General features: G+C 65.1%; 14 protein-coding genes. 7 read left to right on the top strand and 7 right to left on the bottom strand.

What is annotated here, in order from left to right:
• Positions 1-105: 105 nt before the first annotated feature.
• The 3 genes from AC1DGP_RS17795 to AC1DGP_RS17785 form a co-directional block, all read right to left on the bottom strand.
• Complete coding sequence (locus AC1DGP_RS17795) at positions 106-1,842, bottom strand: cache domain-containing protein (protein ID WP_441504377.1); 1,737 nt, start codon at positions 1,840-1,842, stop codon at positions 106-108.
• Positions 1,843-1,875: 33 nt separating this feature from the next.
• The gene (locus AC1DGP_RS17790; protein ID WP_441504510.1) at positions 1,876-2,856 is read right to left on the bottom strand and encodes an ABC transporter substrate-binding protein; all 981 of its coding nucleotides are present in this window, start codon (positions 2,854-2,856) and stop codon (positions 1,876-1,878) included.
• Between the two features lie 245 nt (positions 2,857-3,101).
• Positions 3,102-4,592: an amidohydrolase family protein gene (locus tag AC1DGP_RS17785; RefSeq protein ID WP_441504376.1), complete on the bottom strand. Its 1,491-nt coding sequence runs from the start codon at positions 4,590-4,592 to the stop codon at positions 3,102-3,104.
• Between the two features lie 310 nt (positions 4,593-4,902).
• Here AC1DGP_RS17785 and AC1DGP_RS17780 point away from each other — a divergent pair, with 310 nt between their 5' ends.
• From AC1DGP_RS17780 to yddG, 6 genes are all read left to right on the top strand, one after another.
• Positions 4,903-5,925, top strand: a complete 1,023-nt coding sequence (locus AC1DGP_RS17780) for an amino acid ABC transporter substrate-binding protein (RefSeq protein ID WP_441487957.1) — start codon at positions 4,903-4,905, stop codon at positions 5,923-5,925.
• An 85-nt stretch (positions 5,926-6,010) separates the two neighbouring features.
• The gene (locus tag AC1DGP_RS17775) at positions 6,011-7,183 is read left to right on the top strand and encodes an amino acid ABC transporter permease (RefSeq protein WP_441504375.1); all 1,173 of its coding nucleotides are present in this window, start codon (positions 6,011-6,013) and stop codon (positions 7,181-7,183) included.
• 1 nt (position 7,184) lies between these two features.
• The gene (locus AC1DGP_RS17770; protein WP_441504374.1) at positions 7,185-8,306 is read left to right on the top strand and encodes an amino acid ABC transporter permease; all 1,122 of its coding nucleotides are present in this window, start codon (positions 7,185-7,187) and stop codon (positions 8,304-8,306) included.
• A 48-nt stretch (positions 8,307-8,354) separates the two neighbouring features.
• Complete coding sequence (locus tag AC1DGP_RS17765) at positions 8,355-9,629, top strand: NAD(P)/FAD-dependent oxidoreductase (protein WP_441504509.1); 1,275 nt, start codon at positions 8,355-8,357, stop codon at positions 9,627-9,629.
• A 194-nt stretch (positions 9,630-9,823) separates the two neighbouring features.
• On the top strand, positions 9,824-11,035 hold the full coding sequence (locus AC1DGP_RS17760; protein WP_476770478.1) for an alpha/beta hydrolase: 1,212 nt from the start codon (positions 9,824-9,826) through the stop codon (positions 11,033-11,035).
• Between the two features lie 169 nt (positions 11,036-11,204).
• Positions 11,205-12,056, top strand: coding sequence for an aromatic amino acid exporter YddG (yddG, locus tag AC1DGP_RS17755; protein WP_441504372.1), 852 nt, complete (start codon positions 11,205-11,207; stop codon positions 12,054-12,056).
• A 6-nt stretch (positions 12,057-12,062) separates the two neighbouring features.
• Here the strand turns inward: yddG and AC1DGP_RS17750 are convergent, their stop codons facing one another.
• The 4 genes from AC1DGP_RS17750 to argH all read right to left on the bottom strand — a co-directional run bounded on the left by AC1DGP_RS17750 (position 12,063) and on the right by argH (position 17,989).
• Complete coding sequence (locus AC1DGP_RS17750; RefSeq protein ID WP_441504371.1) at positions 12,063-14,741, bottom strand: TIGR02302 family protein; 2,679 nt, start codon at positions 14,739-14,741, stop codon at positions 12,063-12,065.
• Between the two features lie 130 nt (positions 14,742-14,871).
• Positions 14,872-16,164 (bottom strand): diaminopimelate decarboxylase, encoded by a 1,293-nt coding sequence (gene lysA / locus AC1DGP_RS17745; protein ID WP_476832361.1) that lies wholly within the window; start codon positions 16,162-16,164, stop codon positions 14,872-14,874.
• Between the two features lie 7 nt (positions 16,165-16,171).
• A complete protein-coding gene (lptM, locus tag AC1DGP_RS17740) occupies positions 16,172-16,432 on the bottom strand; it encodes an LPS translocon maturation chaperone LptM (protein WP_441504369.1) in 261 nt (86 codons plus the stop codon).
• A gap of 165 nt (positions 16,433-16,597) precedes the next feature.
• On the bottom strand, positions 16,598-17,989 hold the full coding sequence (gene argH, locus AC1DGP_RS17735; RefSeq protein WP_476832360.1) for an argininosuccinate lyase: 1,392 nt from the start codon (positions 17,987-17,989) through the stop codon (positions 16,598-16,600).
• A 29-nt stretch (positions 17,990-18,018) separates the two neighbouring features.
• On the opposite strand from argH, the gene tlpA reads away from it, so the two are divergent.
• Positions 18,019-18,648: a thiol:disulfide interchange protein TlpA gene (gene tlpA / locus AC1DGP_RS17730; RefSeq protein WP_476832359.1), complete on the top strand. Its 630-nt coding sequence runs from the start codon at positions 18,019-18,021 to the stop codon at positions 18,646-18,648.
• Positions 18,649-18,650 lie beyond the last annotated feature (2 nt).

Genomic DNA, 18,650 nt, shown 5'->3' with positions numbered 1-18,650 from the left:
GCACCTAAGGCATCGGCCCGAAAGGTGGATTGCGGTTTTCGGGAAAGCCGATGCCATCCCGGATGGTTAGATCATCGGATCGGATACGATATCTGGTCCGATGATCTAATGTCCGATGCCGAAGACAACGGCGAAGACGGGAACGGGTTGGTCGAACCCTTTCAGACTCCGCGGATCCAGCTCAGCCAGCGGCACGCTGGAACCAACCGCGCGGGCCGCGACGCGATCGATCAGGATCTCGGAATCCCGGGCGCTCGCGCATAAGCGCGATGCCAGGTTCGTGACGTTGCCGATCGCAGCGTAATCGAGGCGGCCTTCCGAGCCGATCCGCCCGACCGTGGCCGGCCCCATGGCCAGCCCCACGCCAAAGCCAAGCTGGTGGCCCCGGCTGCGCCATCCGACCAGAAGTTTCTGCACGCTCATTTGCATGTCGCTCGCCATGGTGACGGCGCGCAGGGCCGGGTCAGGGCAGGAAACCGGCGCGTTGACCAGGACCATCGCTCCGTCCCCGGAAAAGCCCATCAGCGTCGCCCCATGCGCGCTGACCACCGCTTCGATGGCGCCGTAGTACTCGCCGAGCACGCCCATCACGGTTTCGGGCTCAGCCTGCGCCGAGAAGGCGGTGAAGCCGCGCAAATCGCAGAAGACCACGACGACCTCGACGCGTCGTCCGTCGAGCACGCCGTCATCCCCCGTACGGTCGACGAGTTCGGCCACTTGCGGCGCGAGAAAGCGCCGGAGCCGGCTGATGCGTTCGGAGCGTTCCTGGGACACGGCCAATTCACCGGCCATCTCATTGAACCGGGTGGCTAGCCGCTCGAACTCGTCGCCCGTGCCCAGGCTGATCCGGTGGTCGAACTGCCCTGCGCCGATCTGCGCGACGCCCTCCTCCAGGAGCCGTATCGGCCCGACCATGCGCTGCGTCAGCCAATAGGCAAGCACCGCCGCAAGGGCCGTTCCCGCAATGAGCAGCACCCCGGTGCGCCAAAGTGCGGCGTTGATCCGGCGGAATGCCTCAGTCACGGGCTGCTTTACGATGACGCTCCAATCGACGCCGGGGATCGGCGCCATGGCGGCCAGCACCGTGTTTCGCGCGATATCCAGCCCGGTGATCGCTTGGCCGGGGCGCGCCAGCATGGCGGCCCGCAAGGCCTGAAGCGGTTGCGTTGCGGCTTCGTCGGCACGCAGCACCAGGCTGATATCGGGATGAGCGACAAGGCGCCCCGGCTGGTCGAGCACGAACGCCTCGCCGGTTCGCCCCACCCTTATCGCCGAGATCACATCCCAGATGAACTTGAGATTGACCTCCGCGACCGCCACTCCGACCGCCGAGCGATTGCCGGCGACCGAGACCGTCATGAATGGTTCCGAGCCGCCATAGAACGTCACCGGCCCAAACCAGACCCGCCCCGAGCGGGCTCCCGCCACCGCCGGATTCGCCGAGTGGTCCTCGCCGCTCTCGACCCTGTTCAGGCCGATGCGCGATACGAAAAGGCGTTCCTTGCCGGCAGCGTCGATGAGGCGGAGGCTGACCACGGCGGGGACCTGGCGCAGCAGGCGCAAGGCGTCGAGCCTGCGCCGCTCGTCGGTCGCCTCCGACCACGGCAATTGCACCATCCACCCAAGCTGATCGCGAATCCCTTCCATGAAATCCTGGATCTTCGCCGCCGCCCCTCGGGCTTCTGCATCGAGCAGGTCGTTCAGCCTGGCGCGCTGGTCGTGATAGCCGAACCAGGCTTCGCTCCCACCCGCGATCAGAAGCGGCAGGGCGACCGCCGCAAACAGGGCGAGAAAATACTTCCTGAACAGCGAGGTTCGTGGGACGTCGGGCGAATGGGGCACCGTGCTAGCTCACGCGCCGGCTCACCGGCCGGGTCATTCGATCACCCCGTCGGCGCTGCTCAGTAGCGAAGGCGGGAACGATAGGCCCAGAGAATTGGCGGCCTTCAGATTGATGAACATCTCGACCTTGGTCACGCGCTGGACCGGGAGTTCGGAGGGCTTTTCGCCCTTGATGATGCGGCCGGCATAGGTTCCGGCGTGACGGTGCGATTGCTCGAAATCACCGCCATAGCTCATCAGCCCGCCGGCGATCGGAAAGTCACGGGATTGGGTCACAGCCGGCACCGCGTGCTCGACTGCGAGGACGGCAAGCCGCTGACTGCGATAGGCAAAATAGGGGTCAGAGGAGAAGACGAGACCGCCCGGCCGCATCTGAGACACGGTCCTGAACATGCCGTCGAATTCCTGTTCGGTGCTGGCCGTCAGGACACGAAGCTGCAGACCAAGACTGTCCGCCGCTGCCTGGAGGTTCTTCATTTGCGAGTTCGAAGTCGGGCTGGTCGGGTTGACGGCAACGGCAAGGCTCCCGGCACCAGGAAGCAGCTCGTGCATGAACTCCAGCCGCTTGCGCGAGACCTCCACGCTGAGGCTCGACACCCCCGTGAGATTGCCTCCCGGCCGAGACAGGCTGTCGACGACGCCCAGCGCAATGGGGTCTCCTCCCATTTCAAAGACGATCGGGATCGTCGTCGTCGCCGATTTTGCCGCGAGCGCGACCTCGGCGCCGCCGGGCGCCACGATCACCGTCACCTGACGATTGACGAGATCCATCGCGAGGGCGGGCAGTTGGCGATACTGGCCCTCCGCCCACCGATACTCGATCGCGAGATTGCGCCCCTCGACAAATCCGGCTTCTGCCAGGCCCTCACGAAAGGCCCGGAGGCGGCTGGCATAGGGCCCCGGGGATTCGGAACCGAGATACCCGATGACCGGCATAGCCGGCTGTTGCGCGCGAGCCGGGAGGGTCCAGGCCATCGCTGCACCGGCGAGCGCGACGAAATCGCGCCGCCTCATTCGGCCAGCGGCCTCGGCACAGACGGAGGGCATGAAACGCAACGCCGTCTCTCCTTCCAACCAACATCGCCAGTCGGCTTGAAGCGCTCGATGTTACCTCAATCACTCGGCCGCAGCATAGCCGCGCGACCGGGGCCGCACAGCCGGTTGAGCGACATCGAGCCGCCCAACCGAACTCACCGCCGCCGGCATGGGATGGCGGCAAGTTCGCCCTCGCCTCCCTCCCCTCCGCGATGCCTGGGAAGCTAGCCGTCCGTGCGATCGGGATGCTTGATCTTATAGACGCGCGGCGTCAGCTCCTCGATTTCCCGTCCGGCCCAATCCCGCTCGCTCGCCGTCTTGATCACGTCCCGCTGCCCTTGGCGCAGCATCTCGATATCGTTTCCGATGTCGAAGTGGAGCACCTGCCCGTTGGCGACAACCTGTCGCCCATCCACGTAAACGTCCCGGATCGCACGGTCATTCGCGGAATAGACGATGCTGCGGATCGGATCGTAGTCAGGCTGCATGTAAGGGTTCGTCATGTCGACGATCGAGAAATCGGCCTTGCAGCCGATGGCCAGGCGGCCGAGATCGGGCCTGCGAATGATGTCGGCTCCGACATTGGTGGCGGCACTGAAGGCATAGGATGTCGGCGCTGCGGTGAAGCTCCCCGCAACGATGCGCCCGGCGTAACAAGCCATCCGCAACTCATCCAGCATGTTGTGCGGAAAGCTGTCGGTGCCGATGCCGACCGGAACTCCCGCATCGACATAGCGGGCGAGCGTATTCAGCGCGATGCCCCGACGCGCGAAGACGACGGGGCAATGGGCGACCTGTGCGCCGCTCCGCACAAGCCGTTCGAAGTCGTTGCCCTGCGGCCAATGCAGCCATGGATGATCGTTGAGGAAGATGCAGTGCCCGATCACGGTGTCGGGACCAAGCGCACCGATCTTGTCGAGCCATTCGATCGGCGTGCAGCCGGTGCGACGCACGATCTCCTGGAATTCGACAATGCTCTGTGCGGCATGGATCTGGATCGGCTGGCCACGCTCGCGTGCGGCTTCAAGTGCACCGAGAATCTGCCCTTCGGTGCAGGTATCGATCTGCGCGGGCCCGAAATATCCGCTGATCCGGCCACTCGGATGCTTGTTTGCTTCGTCGGCCACCTTGATAGCCTCCAGCAGCAGCCGGTCCCCGCGTTCCGTATCCAGGTCATACTCGACGGAGTGGCCATTGCTCGTACGCCAGGCCCCCGAGCGATGCATCGCCCAGAGAACGGCGCGAATACCCGTGACCTCATAATCGCCAACCCAGTCTTCGCGGGGGGCGGCGAGATCGCAGATCGTGGTCACGCCGCTCCGCAGCAGTTCCGATGTCGCCACCCGGCAGGCATGACGGGCATATTTCGGACCGATGTTGAAGACCGGCATGAACTCGTAGAGCGAGCTTTGCCCCAGGCGCTTGCTCCCCAATTCCTCGAGCATGCCCTTCCAGCCCGGCTCATGGCCAGTATGGCTGTGAATGTCGACGAAGCCGGGCATGAGCATCACGCCGCGGCCGTCATGCTCGGTATCCGCCGATCCGAGATAGCCCGGCCCAACATGGGTGATCTCATTGCCGGCGAAGGCGAAATCCGCATTCTGCAGATAGACATGGGAAGATGTGGAAGCGTCCCACGCGACGATCCAGTCGCAGTTCCGGATAACCGTCGTCCCAACCTGCCCGTTGCCGGCCTGTCCTTTGCCGTCATTCATCCTGTGATCCCCCCTCGAATGTGTTGCGGAACGGCATTCTGCGCCGTGCCTTGCAGAAAACGCATCAGCTCACTGCGGATTCACGAAAGCCATCGCGGTCCCTTGGTCTCGCATGTTCCGGGATGGCGTCCTTCACCGGTGCCTGACGCACGCCCTGCGATTGCAGCACTCCGATGGCAGTGTTGGGAACCGGGTCCCATCGCATGACGACTGTGCTGATCAGGACACTTGAAGTTGTTTTCCAGCACAAATAGGCTCGTTACTACACGCCGGAAAAAAGGCGGGCCTAGGGGAGTGAACAATGCCGAAAATGATCAATAAAATTGCTGCGCTCGGGATCGCCGCCGCCGCACTCGCCGTATTTGCGGGTCCGGCCTCGGCACAGGCGACGCTCGATGCCGTGAAGAAGCGTGGCAAGGTCCTTTGCGGTGTTTCGCCAAGTTCCGCGGGCTACTCCTATGCTGACGACAAGGGCGTGCGTCAGGGATTCGATACGGATGTTTGTCGGGCAGTGTCCTCTGCAGTGTTCGGCGCGCCAGACAAGGTCGAATTCGTCCCGCTCAACACCAATATCCGCTTCCAGGCCCTGCAGTCCGGCGAGATCGACGTGTTGTCGCGCCAGACGACCATGACCTTCTCGCGCGACAACTCGCTCGGGCTCGATTTCGCGCCGATCGTTTTCTATGACGGCCAGGGGTTGATGGTCTCGACCAAACTCGGCGTGAAGAGCGCGTCGGAGCTTTCACAGGCAGCGATCTGCCTGCTGCCCGGCACGACGACGCTCCAGAATCTCGAGGACTATTTCAAGCCGCGGAACATCAAATACGAGGCCGTGGTCTTCGAGGACAACAATGAGTGGCGCAACGCCTTCTTCTCAGGCCGCTGCGACGTCATCACCACCGACCGCTCCGACCTTGCTTCGGTCCGCGCCGTTGCGAATGATCCCAAGCAGTTCGTCATCCTGCCCGAAACGATCTCGAAGGAGCCGCTCGCACCCGTCGTTCGCCAGAACGACAGCAACTGGAAGGACATCGTCTCCTGGTCGGTCAATACGCTGATCGCGGCTGAGGAATATGGCATCACCCAGGCCAATGTCGACGAGCAGCTGAAGAGCAAGGATCCCGAGATCCAGCGCATGCTGGGCGTCAATGGCGATCTCGGCAAGATGCTGAATCTCGACAACAAATGGGCCTATAACATCATCAAGCAGAACGGCAATTACGGCGAAATCTTCGAGCGCAGCCTCGGCGAGAAGACCGCGCTTGGCCTGAGCCGTGGCCCCAACCAGCTCTGGAACAAGGGCGGCCTGCTCTATTCGCCACCGTTCCGGTGATCACAGCCAACGTGCGTTCCCTCGATTGAACTGAGACCGCCGGCAGCGCCCTGTTGCCGGCGGCACTCCAGACCGGAACAGCTCGATGGCTTCCTCTGCATCCAGTCCGGTGCGGCTGCTCTATGACGTGCGCGTGCGCGCCGTGCTCTATCAGGTCGTCGCCGTTGCGCTCGTCGTCGGTGTCGGGCTCTATCTGTTCGGCAATGTCTCGCGCAAGTTGGCGGAACAGAACATTGCGACCGGATTTGACTATCTCTCGCGCCCGGCCGGCTTCGTCATCAGCCAGTCCTTCATCCGCTATGATTCCGGCGATACCTACGCGCGCGCCCTGCTCGTCGGCATCTTCAACACGATCTGGGTGTCGATATTCGCGGTCACCGTTTCGACGCTGCTCGGTCTGATCGTCGGGATAGCCCGGCTCTCGCGCAATCCACTTCTGGCCTTTCTGGCACTGATCTATGTCGAGGCGCTGCGCAATGTGCCGCTGCTTCTCTATCTCTTCCTCTGGTATGCACTCATCGTCGCGGTCTTCCCGCCTGTCCGCGAAGCCTGGCAGCCATTGCCCGAGGTCTTCCTCAGCAATGGCGGGCTGATCGTTCCGTCACTGCGTTGGTCTTCCGCGCATACCGGCGTCCTCGCGGCGGTGATCGCCGGTATCGTACTGGCATTCTTCGTGGCATCCAGGCTGCGCAGCAAGCGCGTCGCCTCCGGACAGAACCAGACGGGATGGCCGATCATCGTCGCCGCCCTTCTTGGTCCTCCACTGCTCGCGATCCTGCTGCTGCAGCCTGATTTCGTGATCAACTGGCCGGAGAAGGGCCGGTTCCGCATCACCGGCGGTGTTCAGGTCACCCCGGAATTCACCGCATTGCTGGTCGGGCTCGGCCTCTCCGCCTCGGCCGGAATCGCGGAGATCGTGCGCGCCGGCATCCTTTCGGTCGGGCGCGGCCAATGGGAAGCGGCGCGCGCCGTGGGTTTGCATGACCGTCAGACCATGCGGCTCGTCGTGCTGCCGCAAGCGCTACGCGTGATCGTGCCCCCGCTGACCAGTTCCTATCTGTCGACGTTCAAGAACTCATCGCTCGCCATTGCCATCGGCTACCCCGATCTCGTGATGGTTTCCAACACCACGATGAACCAGACGGGACAAGCGATCGAGGGCATCGCCATCTTCATGCTGGTCTATCTCAGCATGTCGATCACGATCTCCCTGTTCATGAACTGGTACAACGCCCGCGTCGCCCTGGTGGAGCGCTGAGATGGTCAGCGCCGCCGAAATGGAAACACTCAACCTCGCGCGGGCGGACCTGCCGCCGCCGCGCGGACGCGAATTGACCGCCCGGTTGAAGCCCTTTCTGGGCACGCCGATCAATGCCGTCATCACACTGGCCTGCCTGTGGCTGATCTATCGCCTGGTCACGGGAGCCTGGGGCTGGCTCGTGACGCGCGCGGTGCTCGAAGGCGGGCCGCAGGCGTGCAAGGTCGGGGCCGGGGCTTGCTGGCCGTTCCTGGCGGCGAAGCTGCGCTTCATGATCTTCGGCTTCTACCCCTACGACGAACATTGGCGGCCGGCCTTCGCCGTGATCCTGTTTCTCGGCGCCATGATCGTTTCGATGATTCCGCGCTTCTGGTCGCGGCGACTGCTTTGGCTCTGGCTGGCCGTGCCGGTGATCTGCGGCGTGCTGATGTATGGCGGCGTGTTCGGCCTGCCTGTCGTCAGCACCACGAACTGGGGTGGCCTGCCGCTCTCCTTCATGCTGTCTTCGGTGGGCCTGGCGTTCGGTTTCCCACTGGGTGTCGTTCTGGCGTTGGCACGCAGCTCGAAGCTGCCGGCGATTCAGGTCATCGCCATCATCTTCATCGAGGTCGTCCGCGGCGTGCCGCTGGTTTCGATCCTGTTCATGGCCTCGGTGATGCTGCCGTTGTTCATGCCGGACGGGCTCACGGTCGACAAACTGCTGCGGGCACAGGTCGCGATCATCATCTTCGCCGGAGCCTATATCGCGGAGACCGTCAGAGGCGGGTTACAGGCGGTCTCGAAGGGCCAGCACGAAGCCGCTGCGGCGCTCGGGCTCGGCTACTGGCTGTCGATGCGCAAGATCATCCTGCCGCAGGCGCTGAAGATCGTGATTCCGCCGCTCGTCAATATCTTCATCGGCTTCTTCCAGGACACCACGCTGGTCACCATCATCGGCCTCCTCGACTTTCTCGATACGGTCCGCGCCTCGCTGCGCGACCCGAACTGGCAGGGTATCGCCGTAATCGAGGGATATGTGTTTGCCGCTCTGGTCTACGCCCTGTTCAGCTATGGCATGGGGTCCTATAGCCGGTTCCTTGAGCGTCGACTCAAGACCGATCACGATCGCAGTCCGGCCCACTGACCGGACTGCCTCGCTCCTCCTGCGACAAGAGCCTTGCTGGGCATCATGCTGACCTATCCCGATACCTTCTATGCCCGCACCGCCGCGACGACGAACAAGAGGGCCCCGCTGCAGGGCCGCATCGAGGTCGATACCTGTATCATTGGCGGCGGGCTCGCCGGGCTCACCTGCGCCTATGAATTGGCCCGGGCCGGACGCTCGGTCGCGGTGCTGGAAGCCGAGGCGGTCGGCTGGGGCGCATCGGGGCGCAATGGCGGCTTCGTCAGCCCCGGCTATGCCCGCAGCCATTCTTCGATCGCAAGCGCCATTGGTGAGACTAAGGCGAACGAACTCCATGGCCTCTCGATCGAGGGCATGCGCATCGTTTCCGACAACATTCGCGACCTCGCCATCGCCGGTGCCGATCCCCGGCCGGGCAGGATCAGCGTCGTGCGCTATGACAGTGGCGACAGTCTCGCTCGGGCTCGCGACCAGTTGGCGCGAGATCACGGCTACACCGTCGACTTCTGGCCGACCGAGCAGGTTCGCGAGGTGCTTCGTTCGCCGAAGTACCACCAGGCCCTGTTTGATCCCCATTCCTTCCACATCCATCCGCTGAACTACGCACGCGCCCTGGCAGACGCCATCGAAGCGTTGGGAGGGCGAATCATCGAGGGATCGCGCGTTGTCTCGGCCGAGCTCTCCGGTCCCGAGAAACGCCTGGTCACCGCATCGGGAGAGCTGCGCGCCCGGCAGGTCGTGATCGCCTGCGGCGGCTATACCGACAACCTCGTGCCAAAGCTGCGCTCGAGCCAGTTGCCGATCGCGACCTATGTGCTGACGACCGAGGCAGCGCCGGAGCTGATCGCCAAGGCCATCGGGACGCGCGCCGCGATCAGCGATGACCGTCGTGCCGGGGATTATTATCGCATCGTCGAGGACGGCCAGCGCCTGCTGTGGGGCGGCCGCATCACCACCCGCACCAGCGAGCCGCGCGATCTCGCCGCCCTGTTGCGCCGGACCATGATCTCGACCTATCCCGAGCTCGAAGCACTGAAGGTCGAGATCGCGTGGTCGGGCCTGATGTCCTATGCGCGACATCTGATGCCGCAGATTGGCCAGCTCAGCCCGAATGTCTGGCACTGCCTCGGCTTTGGCGGACATGGGCTCAACACCACCGCGATCGGTGGCCGCGTCATTGCCGAGGCCATTCTCGGAACCAGCGAACGCCATCGCCTGTTCGCCCCCTTCGGCCTCGTCTGGAACGGCGGCGTATTCGGCACTGTCGCTGTCCAGGCGACCTATTGGCGCTATCAGATGATGGACTGGCTGCGCGAGCGCTGAGCGCGAGCGAGCTCATCCCCGGTCGCAAGCGACAGTTTTAGCGGGGGCAAGCACAGAGCTCGCAAGAATTGTGCGGCCGGAGCGCAGGCTCAACTGTATCCGGCCCCACAGAATAGGCAGCTCGAAGCAAGCGCAGACCGCTTCTTTACGGCCCGGGCTGCGCGTCATACGCTCGGCGCGCCGGGGAGCCGTACATGACCTATTCGCAAGCGGGCGTGGGATACAGGATTCGTCGTTTGGGCCGGGGCTCGCTCCTGTCGCCTCGCATGCGTTACGCGGCAATCGTCGCTGCAATCATGGCCGCTGCGCTTGCGGGCGCCTGCGCCTCGCGGCCCGAAACGGGGTTCCTGGCCCCCGTTGCAGCAGTCGAGGCCGGGTCGACCTCTCACACCATACTGGTCGCCACCACCCGCCAGCGCGACGAGCGGCCAGGGACGCTCTTCAACGGCGAGCGTGCCATGCCGCTCGATTTCGCCAAGATCGAGGTCTCGGTTCCGCCAACGCACACACCTGGCGAAATCGAATGGGCCTCGACGGCTCCAGGCGATCCGAAGGCCAATTTCGTCGTGCGCCAGGCCGGCTACCTCGACGGAGAGCAGGCCTTCATCAGGGCGCTCAACGCCCAGCTCGCCTTGCGCCCACGCGGGAGCCGCAACGTTGTGCTCTTCATCCATGGCTACAACACCATGTTCGCGGAAGGGCTCTACCGCTTCGCCCAGGTCATGCACGATTCCCAGGCCCCCGCCGTACCGGTGTTGTTCACCTGGGCATCGCGGGGGGCGCTGACACAATATGTCTATGACTCGAACAGCGCGACGGCAGCGCGCGACAACCTCGAACGGACGATCCGGCTGCTCCTGGCCAGCAACGCTGAAAAGGTCAATATCCTGGCCCATTCCATGGGCAACTGGGTGACTGTCGAAGCCCTGCGCCAGATCAAGATCTCAGGCGGGCTCGCCGGCGCCGAGAAGATCGATATTGTCATTCTGGCGGCGCCCGATATCGACATCGACGTCTTCAAGACGCAGATGCGGCGCTTCGGAAAACCAAAGAAGCCGTTCTTCATCGTGTTGTCCAAGGACGACAAGGCGCTGGGTGCATCGAGTTTCATCGCAGGAGGCCAGGGCCGCGTCGGAGATGCCCAGAATGCGGAGGAGCTGGCGCAGCTTGGCGCCGTTGTCCTCGACATGACCGACGTCAAGGCCACCGATTCGAGCAATCACGGCAAGTTCGCGCAATTGGCGGAGATCGCGCCTCAATTGAAGAGCACGCTGGAGCGCGGTGTCGGCAGGCAGGCCCGCGCGTCGGAGAATGCGCGTGAGGCTCTGGGCGACTCGCTGGAAGCGATCGTCTCGGTGCCCCTCAAGATCCTGGGCGCACCGATCAAGATCATAACCGGACGGTAAGCCCGCAGCGCCAGAAGACCTGTTCGACGCGGCCGCGGGATCAGCGCGCCACGGCTTGCGAGCATGCAAGCCGCTTTCCTCACGTCGGTTGAGCGCTGCGATCAATGGGCAGCAAGCCGTCGATCTGATAACGCCAGCAGCGTCCCGCCCCCAAGCAGCTTTCCCGCCGATGACCTCTCGCACCGCGACCTTCACCGGATTTGGCGCCATCCTGCTCTGGTCGACGCTGGCTCTGTTCACGGCCATGTCCGGTCGCGTACCGCCGTTCCAGCTCGTCGGCATGACGTTTGCCATCGGCGGCATGCTGATCCTCTGCATCACCGCCGCACGTGGGCAACTGCGCAGGGTTCGGCCGACCTGGGGCTCTTTCGCGCTTGGCCTCTACGGCCCCTTCGGCGACACCGCGCTCTACTATGCCGCGGTCAAGACCGCGCCGGCGGCCGAGGCCAATCTGATCCACTATCTCTGGCCGTTGCTGATCGTGCTCTTCGCAGCGCTGCTGCCGGGCGGCACCCTGAAGCTCCGGCATCTGATCGGGGCGCTGATCGGGCTCGCCGCGACGGCGCTGCTGATCTCGGGCGGGCTCGGCGCAGGCGGCGGGCTCTCGCTCGGACACGGACTTGCCGCGCTTGGCGCCTTCGTCTGGGCGAGCTACTCGGTTCTGTCGCGCCGGTTTGCCGAGGTGCCGTCCGAGAGCCTCGGCGTCACCCTGCTTGGCTGCGCTGTGGCCGCCCTTGCGTGCCACGCGGCCTTCGAGACGACCCTCTGGGAGCTGACGACAGTTGAATGGGCCGGCGCGCTCGGGCTCGGCCTCGGCTCGATCGGGCTGGCCTTCATCTGCTGGGATATCGGCATGAAGCGCGGCGACGTCGCCTTCCTCGGTGTCGCCTCCTATGCCGCACCGGTGCTCTCCACGCTCATCCTCGTGATCGCGGGCTATGCGGCCGCGAGCTGGCTGCTCGCGGCGTCCTGCGCGCTGATCGTGGCCGGGGCGCTGGTCGCGAGCTCCCGCAAGGCCTGAAAGCGCTCAGTTCCGCCGGAGCAACCGCTCGAGATAGTCGAGCTCTTCGAGGGGCCGCGACGGATCGCCGAGCCGACGCCGGAGCTCTTCGAGGATGCGCCGCGCCCGCTGCGTCGCACTTTCATCGGCCCCGGGCACGCGCACGCGGCCATCGGCCCAGTCGCGCTGACGCTGCGGCCGGCCGAGCGGATCGTCACGGCCTCGCTGCTGTGCAGAAGGCCGGCCGGCTGGTTGGCCATCCGGCTCGCCGAAGGCGCCTTCCGTACCGTCGCCGTCACCGGGCTGCCCCTGCATTTGCTGGGCAAGGTTCTGCCCGCCACGGCGCAAGGCATCGAGCGCCTTGCCTTGCGATTCGAGCGCACCCTCGCCCTGCCCCTGGCCGAGCTGGCCTTCGGCCTCGCGCATTGCGTCCTCGGCCTCGCCCAGCTCGCCGGACTCCGGGGCGCCCATGCCGCGCATCCGCCGCTGCAGATCCTGCAGGCGCTCGCGCAGAGCCTGCTGGCGCTGTGACAGCCCCTGCCCTTGGCCCTGCTGCTGACCCTCGGCTCCCTGCTGCCCGTCCTCGCCCTCGCCGTCTTCGCCCTCCTGGCCGGGCTGCTGCTGTCCACGCTGCCCGCGCTGGCCCTGTTGGCCCTGCTGACGCTGTCCTTGGCCAGGGCGCGCCTGCTGTTGGCCAGGGCGTCGGCCCTGCTGCGCCCGGTTCTGACGCTGCTGTTCCTGCTGATAGGTTTCGTCGCGGAGGTTCTGCTGGTCGCGGGTCATCCGGTCGAGATCGCCGAGTGCCTGGTTCATCTCGCGCTGCCGCGGATCCTGCTGGCCGGGCCGCGCCATCTGGAGATTGTTGAGGAGATTGTTCAGCTCCTCCATCAGCCGCTGAGCCTCGGCCATGTCGCCGCGCCGGGAAAGCTCTTCGATCCGGTTCAGCATGTTCTGCAGGTCTCGCGGCGTCACTGAGCGGAAATTCTCCGGCAGTTGCGCCTGGTTCTGGTCGCCATTCTGCTGCTGGCGCTGCATTTGCTGGGCGAGCTCGCGCATGAACTTGTCGAGCGCCCGCCGCATATCTTCGGTCAGCTTGCGGATCTCTTCCTCGGACGCCCCGCGCTCCAGAGCCTGCTGCAGCCGTTCCTGGGCGGCGCGCAGATCGCGCTCCGCATCGGAGAGATCGCCATCCTCGAGCTGGAGCGCCATGCCCCACATCAGGTCGGCGACATCGCGCAACTGGTCGTCATTGGTGGCGCGCCGCAGCCTTTCGCCGATCATGCGCATGCCGAGATAGACGCCGGCCTCCTTCATGAAGCGCCCAGGCTCGATCAGCAGCGCATCCATGGCGAGCTGGACGTGCTTGCGCGCGTCGACATCCATGACGAGCTTGCGTCGCTGCTCGACCAGCGCCTTGGCGAGCGGCTTGGTGAAGGTGCGCTGCGGCAAGACGACCTCGACCGTCTCGCTGCGGCCCTCCTGCCCGGCTTCGTCGCGGGCAACGAGCACCATCTTGACCTTGGCACCGGCCCAGGGATGAGCCGAGAAATCGACCGTGTTCTTCAGTTCTTCCTCGCCGGACGGGGAGGACGGAACGCTGAGCGCCTGTTTCGGCGGCTCGACCAGCGAGCGCCCGCCCGATGGCGGCCCGGTCCGCGAGACGACGACCTCGGCCGAGGCAATGCCGTAATCGTCCTTGGCGCGGAACGTCAGCCCCAGCCCGCCCTGCACCCCGCTGACCGGTTTGGGCGGCTCGACGAAGCTGATCTGGGGCGGCTGGTCCGCAACCGCGGTCAGGGTCAGTGTCGCCTGAGGCGCGCCGCTGCCGGTGATCCTGAGCGTGCCATTGCCGGCCAGCATGTAGCGCTTTTCCAGCACGGCAACAGAGGCCGGCTCGACCGGCTTGCCATCCTTCGTCTGCGGCGGCGGCAATACGTCGAGCCGGCCCGTGGTCACGACATCCATGCCGCTCTTGCCGGCAATGCGAATCACCACGGTCGATTTTTCCGGCGCGGTGAAGGCGGTGCCGTGCAGCCGGGCGAAATCGATCAGGATCGGCGGCAAGCGGGTATAGGCGGGCGGATCGATCCAGGCATCGATCCTGGCGGCGGCAACCGGCGCCGACGGACCGCGCCAGTCGAAGGCAGCCGAGATACGGGATCCGGCCTCGTGGCCAGCGACGAAAAAGGCGGTGACGGCCGCAAGCAGCGGCACGGCGCGAATGGCAAGCCGGTCGCGCATGGCCATGCGTGGCCGCGGCGGGGCGACCCGCAAACCAGCGATCTGCGCGCCCTGGCGCTCGACGTGAAGCTTCCACAGCGCCTGGGAAACCGGATCGTTCGAACCGACGGCGAGACTGTCCTCCAGCGCCGAGGCCGGGCGATGCGCCCCTTGCAGCGACTGGTCAAGCCGCGCCAGCGCATCGCGCCGTGACGGCAAGGGCGTGCGAACAACGTACCAGATGCTGGCAGCCAGCGCAGACAAGAAGAGCACGACGCCCATGGCGCGGCCCTGCCAGGGCAGGTGCGTCCACAGCCCGAGCCAGGACAGCGCCAGGAACGTGAGGATGACTGTCGCGGGCAACCAGAGCCGGGGCCAGAGGCGCTCCCAGGCAAGCGAGGCGCGGGACACCGCGGCCAGCCTGCCAAGGCGCTGGCGGATGCTCCCGATCGGATCAAGCGCCATGCGGCGCTGCGCCTCTTTCATGCCGTCGCTCCGAGCCGCCCCCGCTCCGCGTGAACCCCACCAAGTAACAGCACGCTATCACGTGAATATGGCAAGGCCAGAGTGCAGCCCTGTCACACACAGGCCGCTCCGCGTTTCGTGAACCGCAGGCTCAGGCCAGCCAGGGCGGTGCACGATCCGTGCCGATCAGGTCTTCATAGCTCTGGCGCGGGCGCGTCACGGCAAATTCGGCACCCTTGACCAGCACTTCGGCGACCAGCGGGCGCTGATTATAGGTCGAAGACATGCTGGCGCCATAGGCCCCCGCTGTCATGAAGGCGATCAGATCGTGCTGTTTCAGCTCCGACAGCAGGCGATCGGTGGTGAATGTGTCGCCCGATTCGCAGATCGGTCCGACCACGTCATAGGCAAGCTTGCGCATATCGGCAGCAGGCTCGGCCACCGGCCAGATCTCGTGATAGGCCTCGTACATCGCCGGCCGCAGCAGGTCGTTCATCGCCGCATCGACGACGAGAAACTGCTTGGTGGGCCGCGAATTGAGATGCAACACCTGCGTCAGCAGGATGCCGGCATTGCCGACGATCAGGCGGCCAGGCTCGAAGCCAAGCTCGACATCGAGCCCCTTGGTGACGCGCCCGACCATGGCCGCGTAATCCTCGATCAGGCTCGGACCGTGATCGAAATCCTTCGGAATCTCGTAGGGAATTCCAAGGCCTCCGCCGAGATCGAGCCGGTCGACCCGGTGCCCCTCCGCCCGCAGGCTGCCAACGAGGCCGACCATCTTGGCATAGGCCGCCTCAAAGGCCTCGGTCTCGCGGATCTGACTGCCGATATGAACTGCCAGCCCCATCATCCGGACACCCGGCATATTGGCGGCGCGTGCGTAGAGCCGGCTCGCCTCCTCGAAGGAAACGCCGAACTTGTTGGCGGCAGAGCCGGTGGTGATCTTGGCGTGGCCGCCGGCACCGACATCGGGATTGACGCGGAAGACAGCCTCCTGGCGCTTGCCGAGCCTTGCCGCCACCTTCGACAACAGGTCGAGCTCGCTCTCCGACTCGATATTGATCTGGAAGATGCCCGCCCCGACTGCGAAAGCGAGTTCGCTCTCACTCTTGCCGACGCCGGAAAAGACGATCTTCTCGGGAGCGAAACCGGCGGCAAGTGCCTTGCGCACTTCGCCTTCCGAGACGGTATCGGCCCCCGCGCCGAGCGCGGCCAGCGTCTTCAGGACACCGAGATTGCCGTTCGCCTTGACGGCATAGAAGACATGCGGCGCCGGCCCCGCGGGATCGATGCCACGCATTGCGCTTTCGAACAGCCTGTAGTGCCGCTCGATCGTCGCCGAGGAATAGACATAGACCGGCGTCCCGACCTCGGCCGCAATCCGGCGCAGATCGACATCCTCGGCGAAGAGCGCGCCGTCGCGATAGGCAAAGTGATGCATCGGGATCTCAGAGCAGAGGATCGAGCACGAAGCTCTTGTTCGGAATGGCGATGGCGCGGCTCGCTTTCGGCGGCTTGGCGATCGGCGAAGTCGTGGTCTCCGGCACGCGGTTCTCGACCGCGCCGATGTCCTCGTCAGGCAGGTCGAGGGCGTTGGTCGCGTTCGGCGGCGCTTCGAGCGGTCCCTTGCGGCCGCAGGCAGTCAAAGCGAGACCTAGCAGGCCGGCGACCACGATGGCGCGGCCGAGTTTCAGGCGGGGGTGCAGCACGAACGGGAATCCTCGGGCAATATGTGACGGGGACTGTAGCGAAAGGCGCGCGCGCTTGCGAGCCTTTGCAGCGACGGAGCGTCATTCCCAGGGCAGAGTGCAGGGCCGCCCCGGGAATCTCCTGCGGTCATGCCCGGGTTGTGCCCGGGCATCTCCCCCGAATTGTCACTGCTGCTCCTTGGCGAGCTGCCTCAGCCAGCGCTTGGCCTGACGACGGACATTGGCCGGCGCCGTGCCGCCATAACTGACACGGCTCTTCACCGACTGCTCGACGCCGAGCACGGCGAAGACAGTCTCGGTAATCTTCGGCTCGACGTCCTGCATCTCGGCGAGCGTCAGCTTCTCCAGCCCGACGCCCCTGGCAGAAGCGACGCCGACCAGCTTGCCAGTGACGTGATGCGCATCGCGGAACGGCATCTTCAGAACCCGAACCAGCCAGTCCGCAAGGTCGGTCGCGGTGGCGTAGCCGAGGCCCGCGGCGTTCTTCATCACCTTCAGGTTGGGCTCCATGTCGCGGACCATGCCCGACGTGGCGGCAAGGCACAGCGAGAGCGACTGCAGCGCATCGAAAGTGCCTTCCTTGTCCTCCTGCATATCCTTGGAATAGGTGAGCGGCAGCCCCTTCATCATCGTCAGCAGCGCCTGAAGATGCCCGAAGACGCGTCCCGCCTTGCCGCGCACCAGCTCGGCGGCGTCGGGATTGCGCTTCTGCGGCATGATCGAGGAGCCGGTCGAGAACTTGTCCGAGAGCTTGACGAAGCCGAACTGGGGCGTCGCCCACAGCACGATCTCCTCAGCGAAACGCGAGAGATGCATGGCGCAGATCGAGGCCGCCGCGAGTGTCTCCAGTACGAAATCGCGATCCGAAACCGAATCCAGTGAATTGGCGGTCGGCCTGGCAAAGCCGAGCGCCTTGGCCGTGTGGAAACGATCGATCGGGAAGGAGGTGCCGGCAAGCGCCGCAGCGCCGAGCGGGCATTCGTTGAGGCGCTCGCGCGCATCATGGACACGACCGCGGTCGCGCGCCAGCATCTCGACATAGGCGAGCATGTGATGCCCGAACGTCACCGGCTGCGCCGACTGCAGATGCGTGAAGCCCGGCATCACCGCACCGGCATGGGCCTCGGCCTTCTCGGCAAGAGCCAGTTGCAGGTCGGCGATCTGCCGATCGAGCGTTTCGAGCGTATCGCGCACCCACAGGCGCATATCGGTCGCGACCTGATCGTTGCGCGAGCGGGCCGTGTGCAGACGGCCCGCCGCAGCGCCGATCCGCTCCTTGAGATTGCTCTCGACATTCATGTGGATGTCTTCGAGCGCGCGCGAGAACGTGAACGTGCCGGCCTCGATCTCGGCCTCGATCGCCTTGAGCCCTGCGCTGATCACGTTCACATCTTCACGGGTCAGGATGCCGGTCTCGCCCAGCATCGCCGCATGCGCCAGCGACCCCCGGATATCCTGGCGCCACAGGCGCTGGTCGAAGTCGATGGAGGCATTGATCTCCTCCATGATGGCGTCCGGCCCCGTGGCGAAACGCCCTCCCCACATGCGATTGCTCACGACGCTCTTTCCTGCTTTTTGGACGCGCAATGACGTCTCGTTCGAAAACACTTGCCGCCTTCAGCGCTCTCGCCTTGATTGCACTCGGCGGCGTCGCGGCCTTCTACTCTGTCCAGGGCCGGGCCGGCAATTCGGGATCATGCTCGGCGGCGGCAGCGACCGCTGAAAAACTGCGACCGTTGGCACGCGGCGAACTTGCGGCCGTTGAGGTTGCAAAAGCATCGCAGCCCTTGCCAAACCTCGCCTTCAACGGCCCCGACGGCCAGCCGACAACATTGTCAGCCTTCAAGGGACGGACCGTCCTGGTCAATCTCTGGGCGACATGGTGCCTGCCCTGCCTGCATGAGATGCCGTCGCTGGACGCGCTGCAGGGCAAGATCGGCGGCCAGGATTTCGCGGTGGTGGCGATCAATATCGACACCCGGAACCTCGAGAAGCCGAAGACCTGGCTTGCCGAGCGCAAGATCGACCAGCTCGGCTATTACGCCGATCCGGAGGCCAAGGTCTTCCAGGATCTGCGCTCGGCCAAAAAGATCGAAGGCATGCCGGTCAGCTTCCTGGTCGACCCGTCGGGCTGTGAACTCGCGATGCTCCAGGGCCCTGCCGACTGGGCCAGCCAGGACGCGCTCTCCTTCATTCGCACGGCGCTCGGACGCTGAGC

The sequence above is a fragment of the Allobosea sp. 05T433 genome (assembly GCF_056396065.1).
This window is presented reverse-complemented; position numbering and strand designations above follow the sequence as displayed.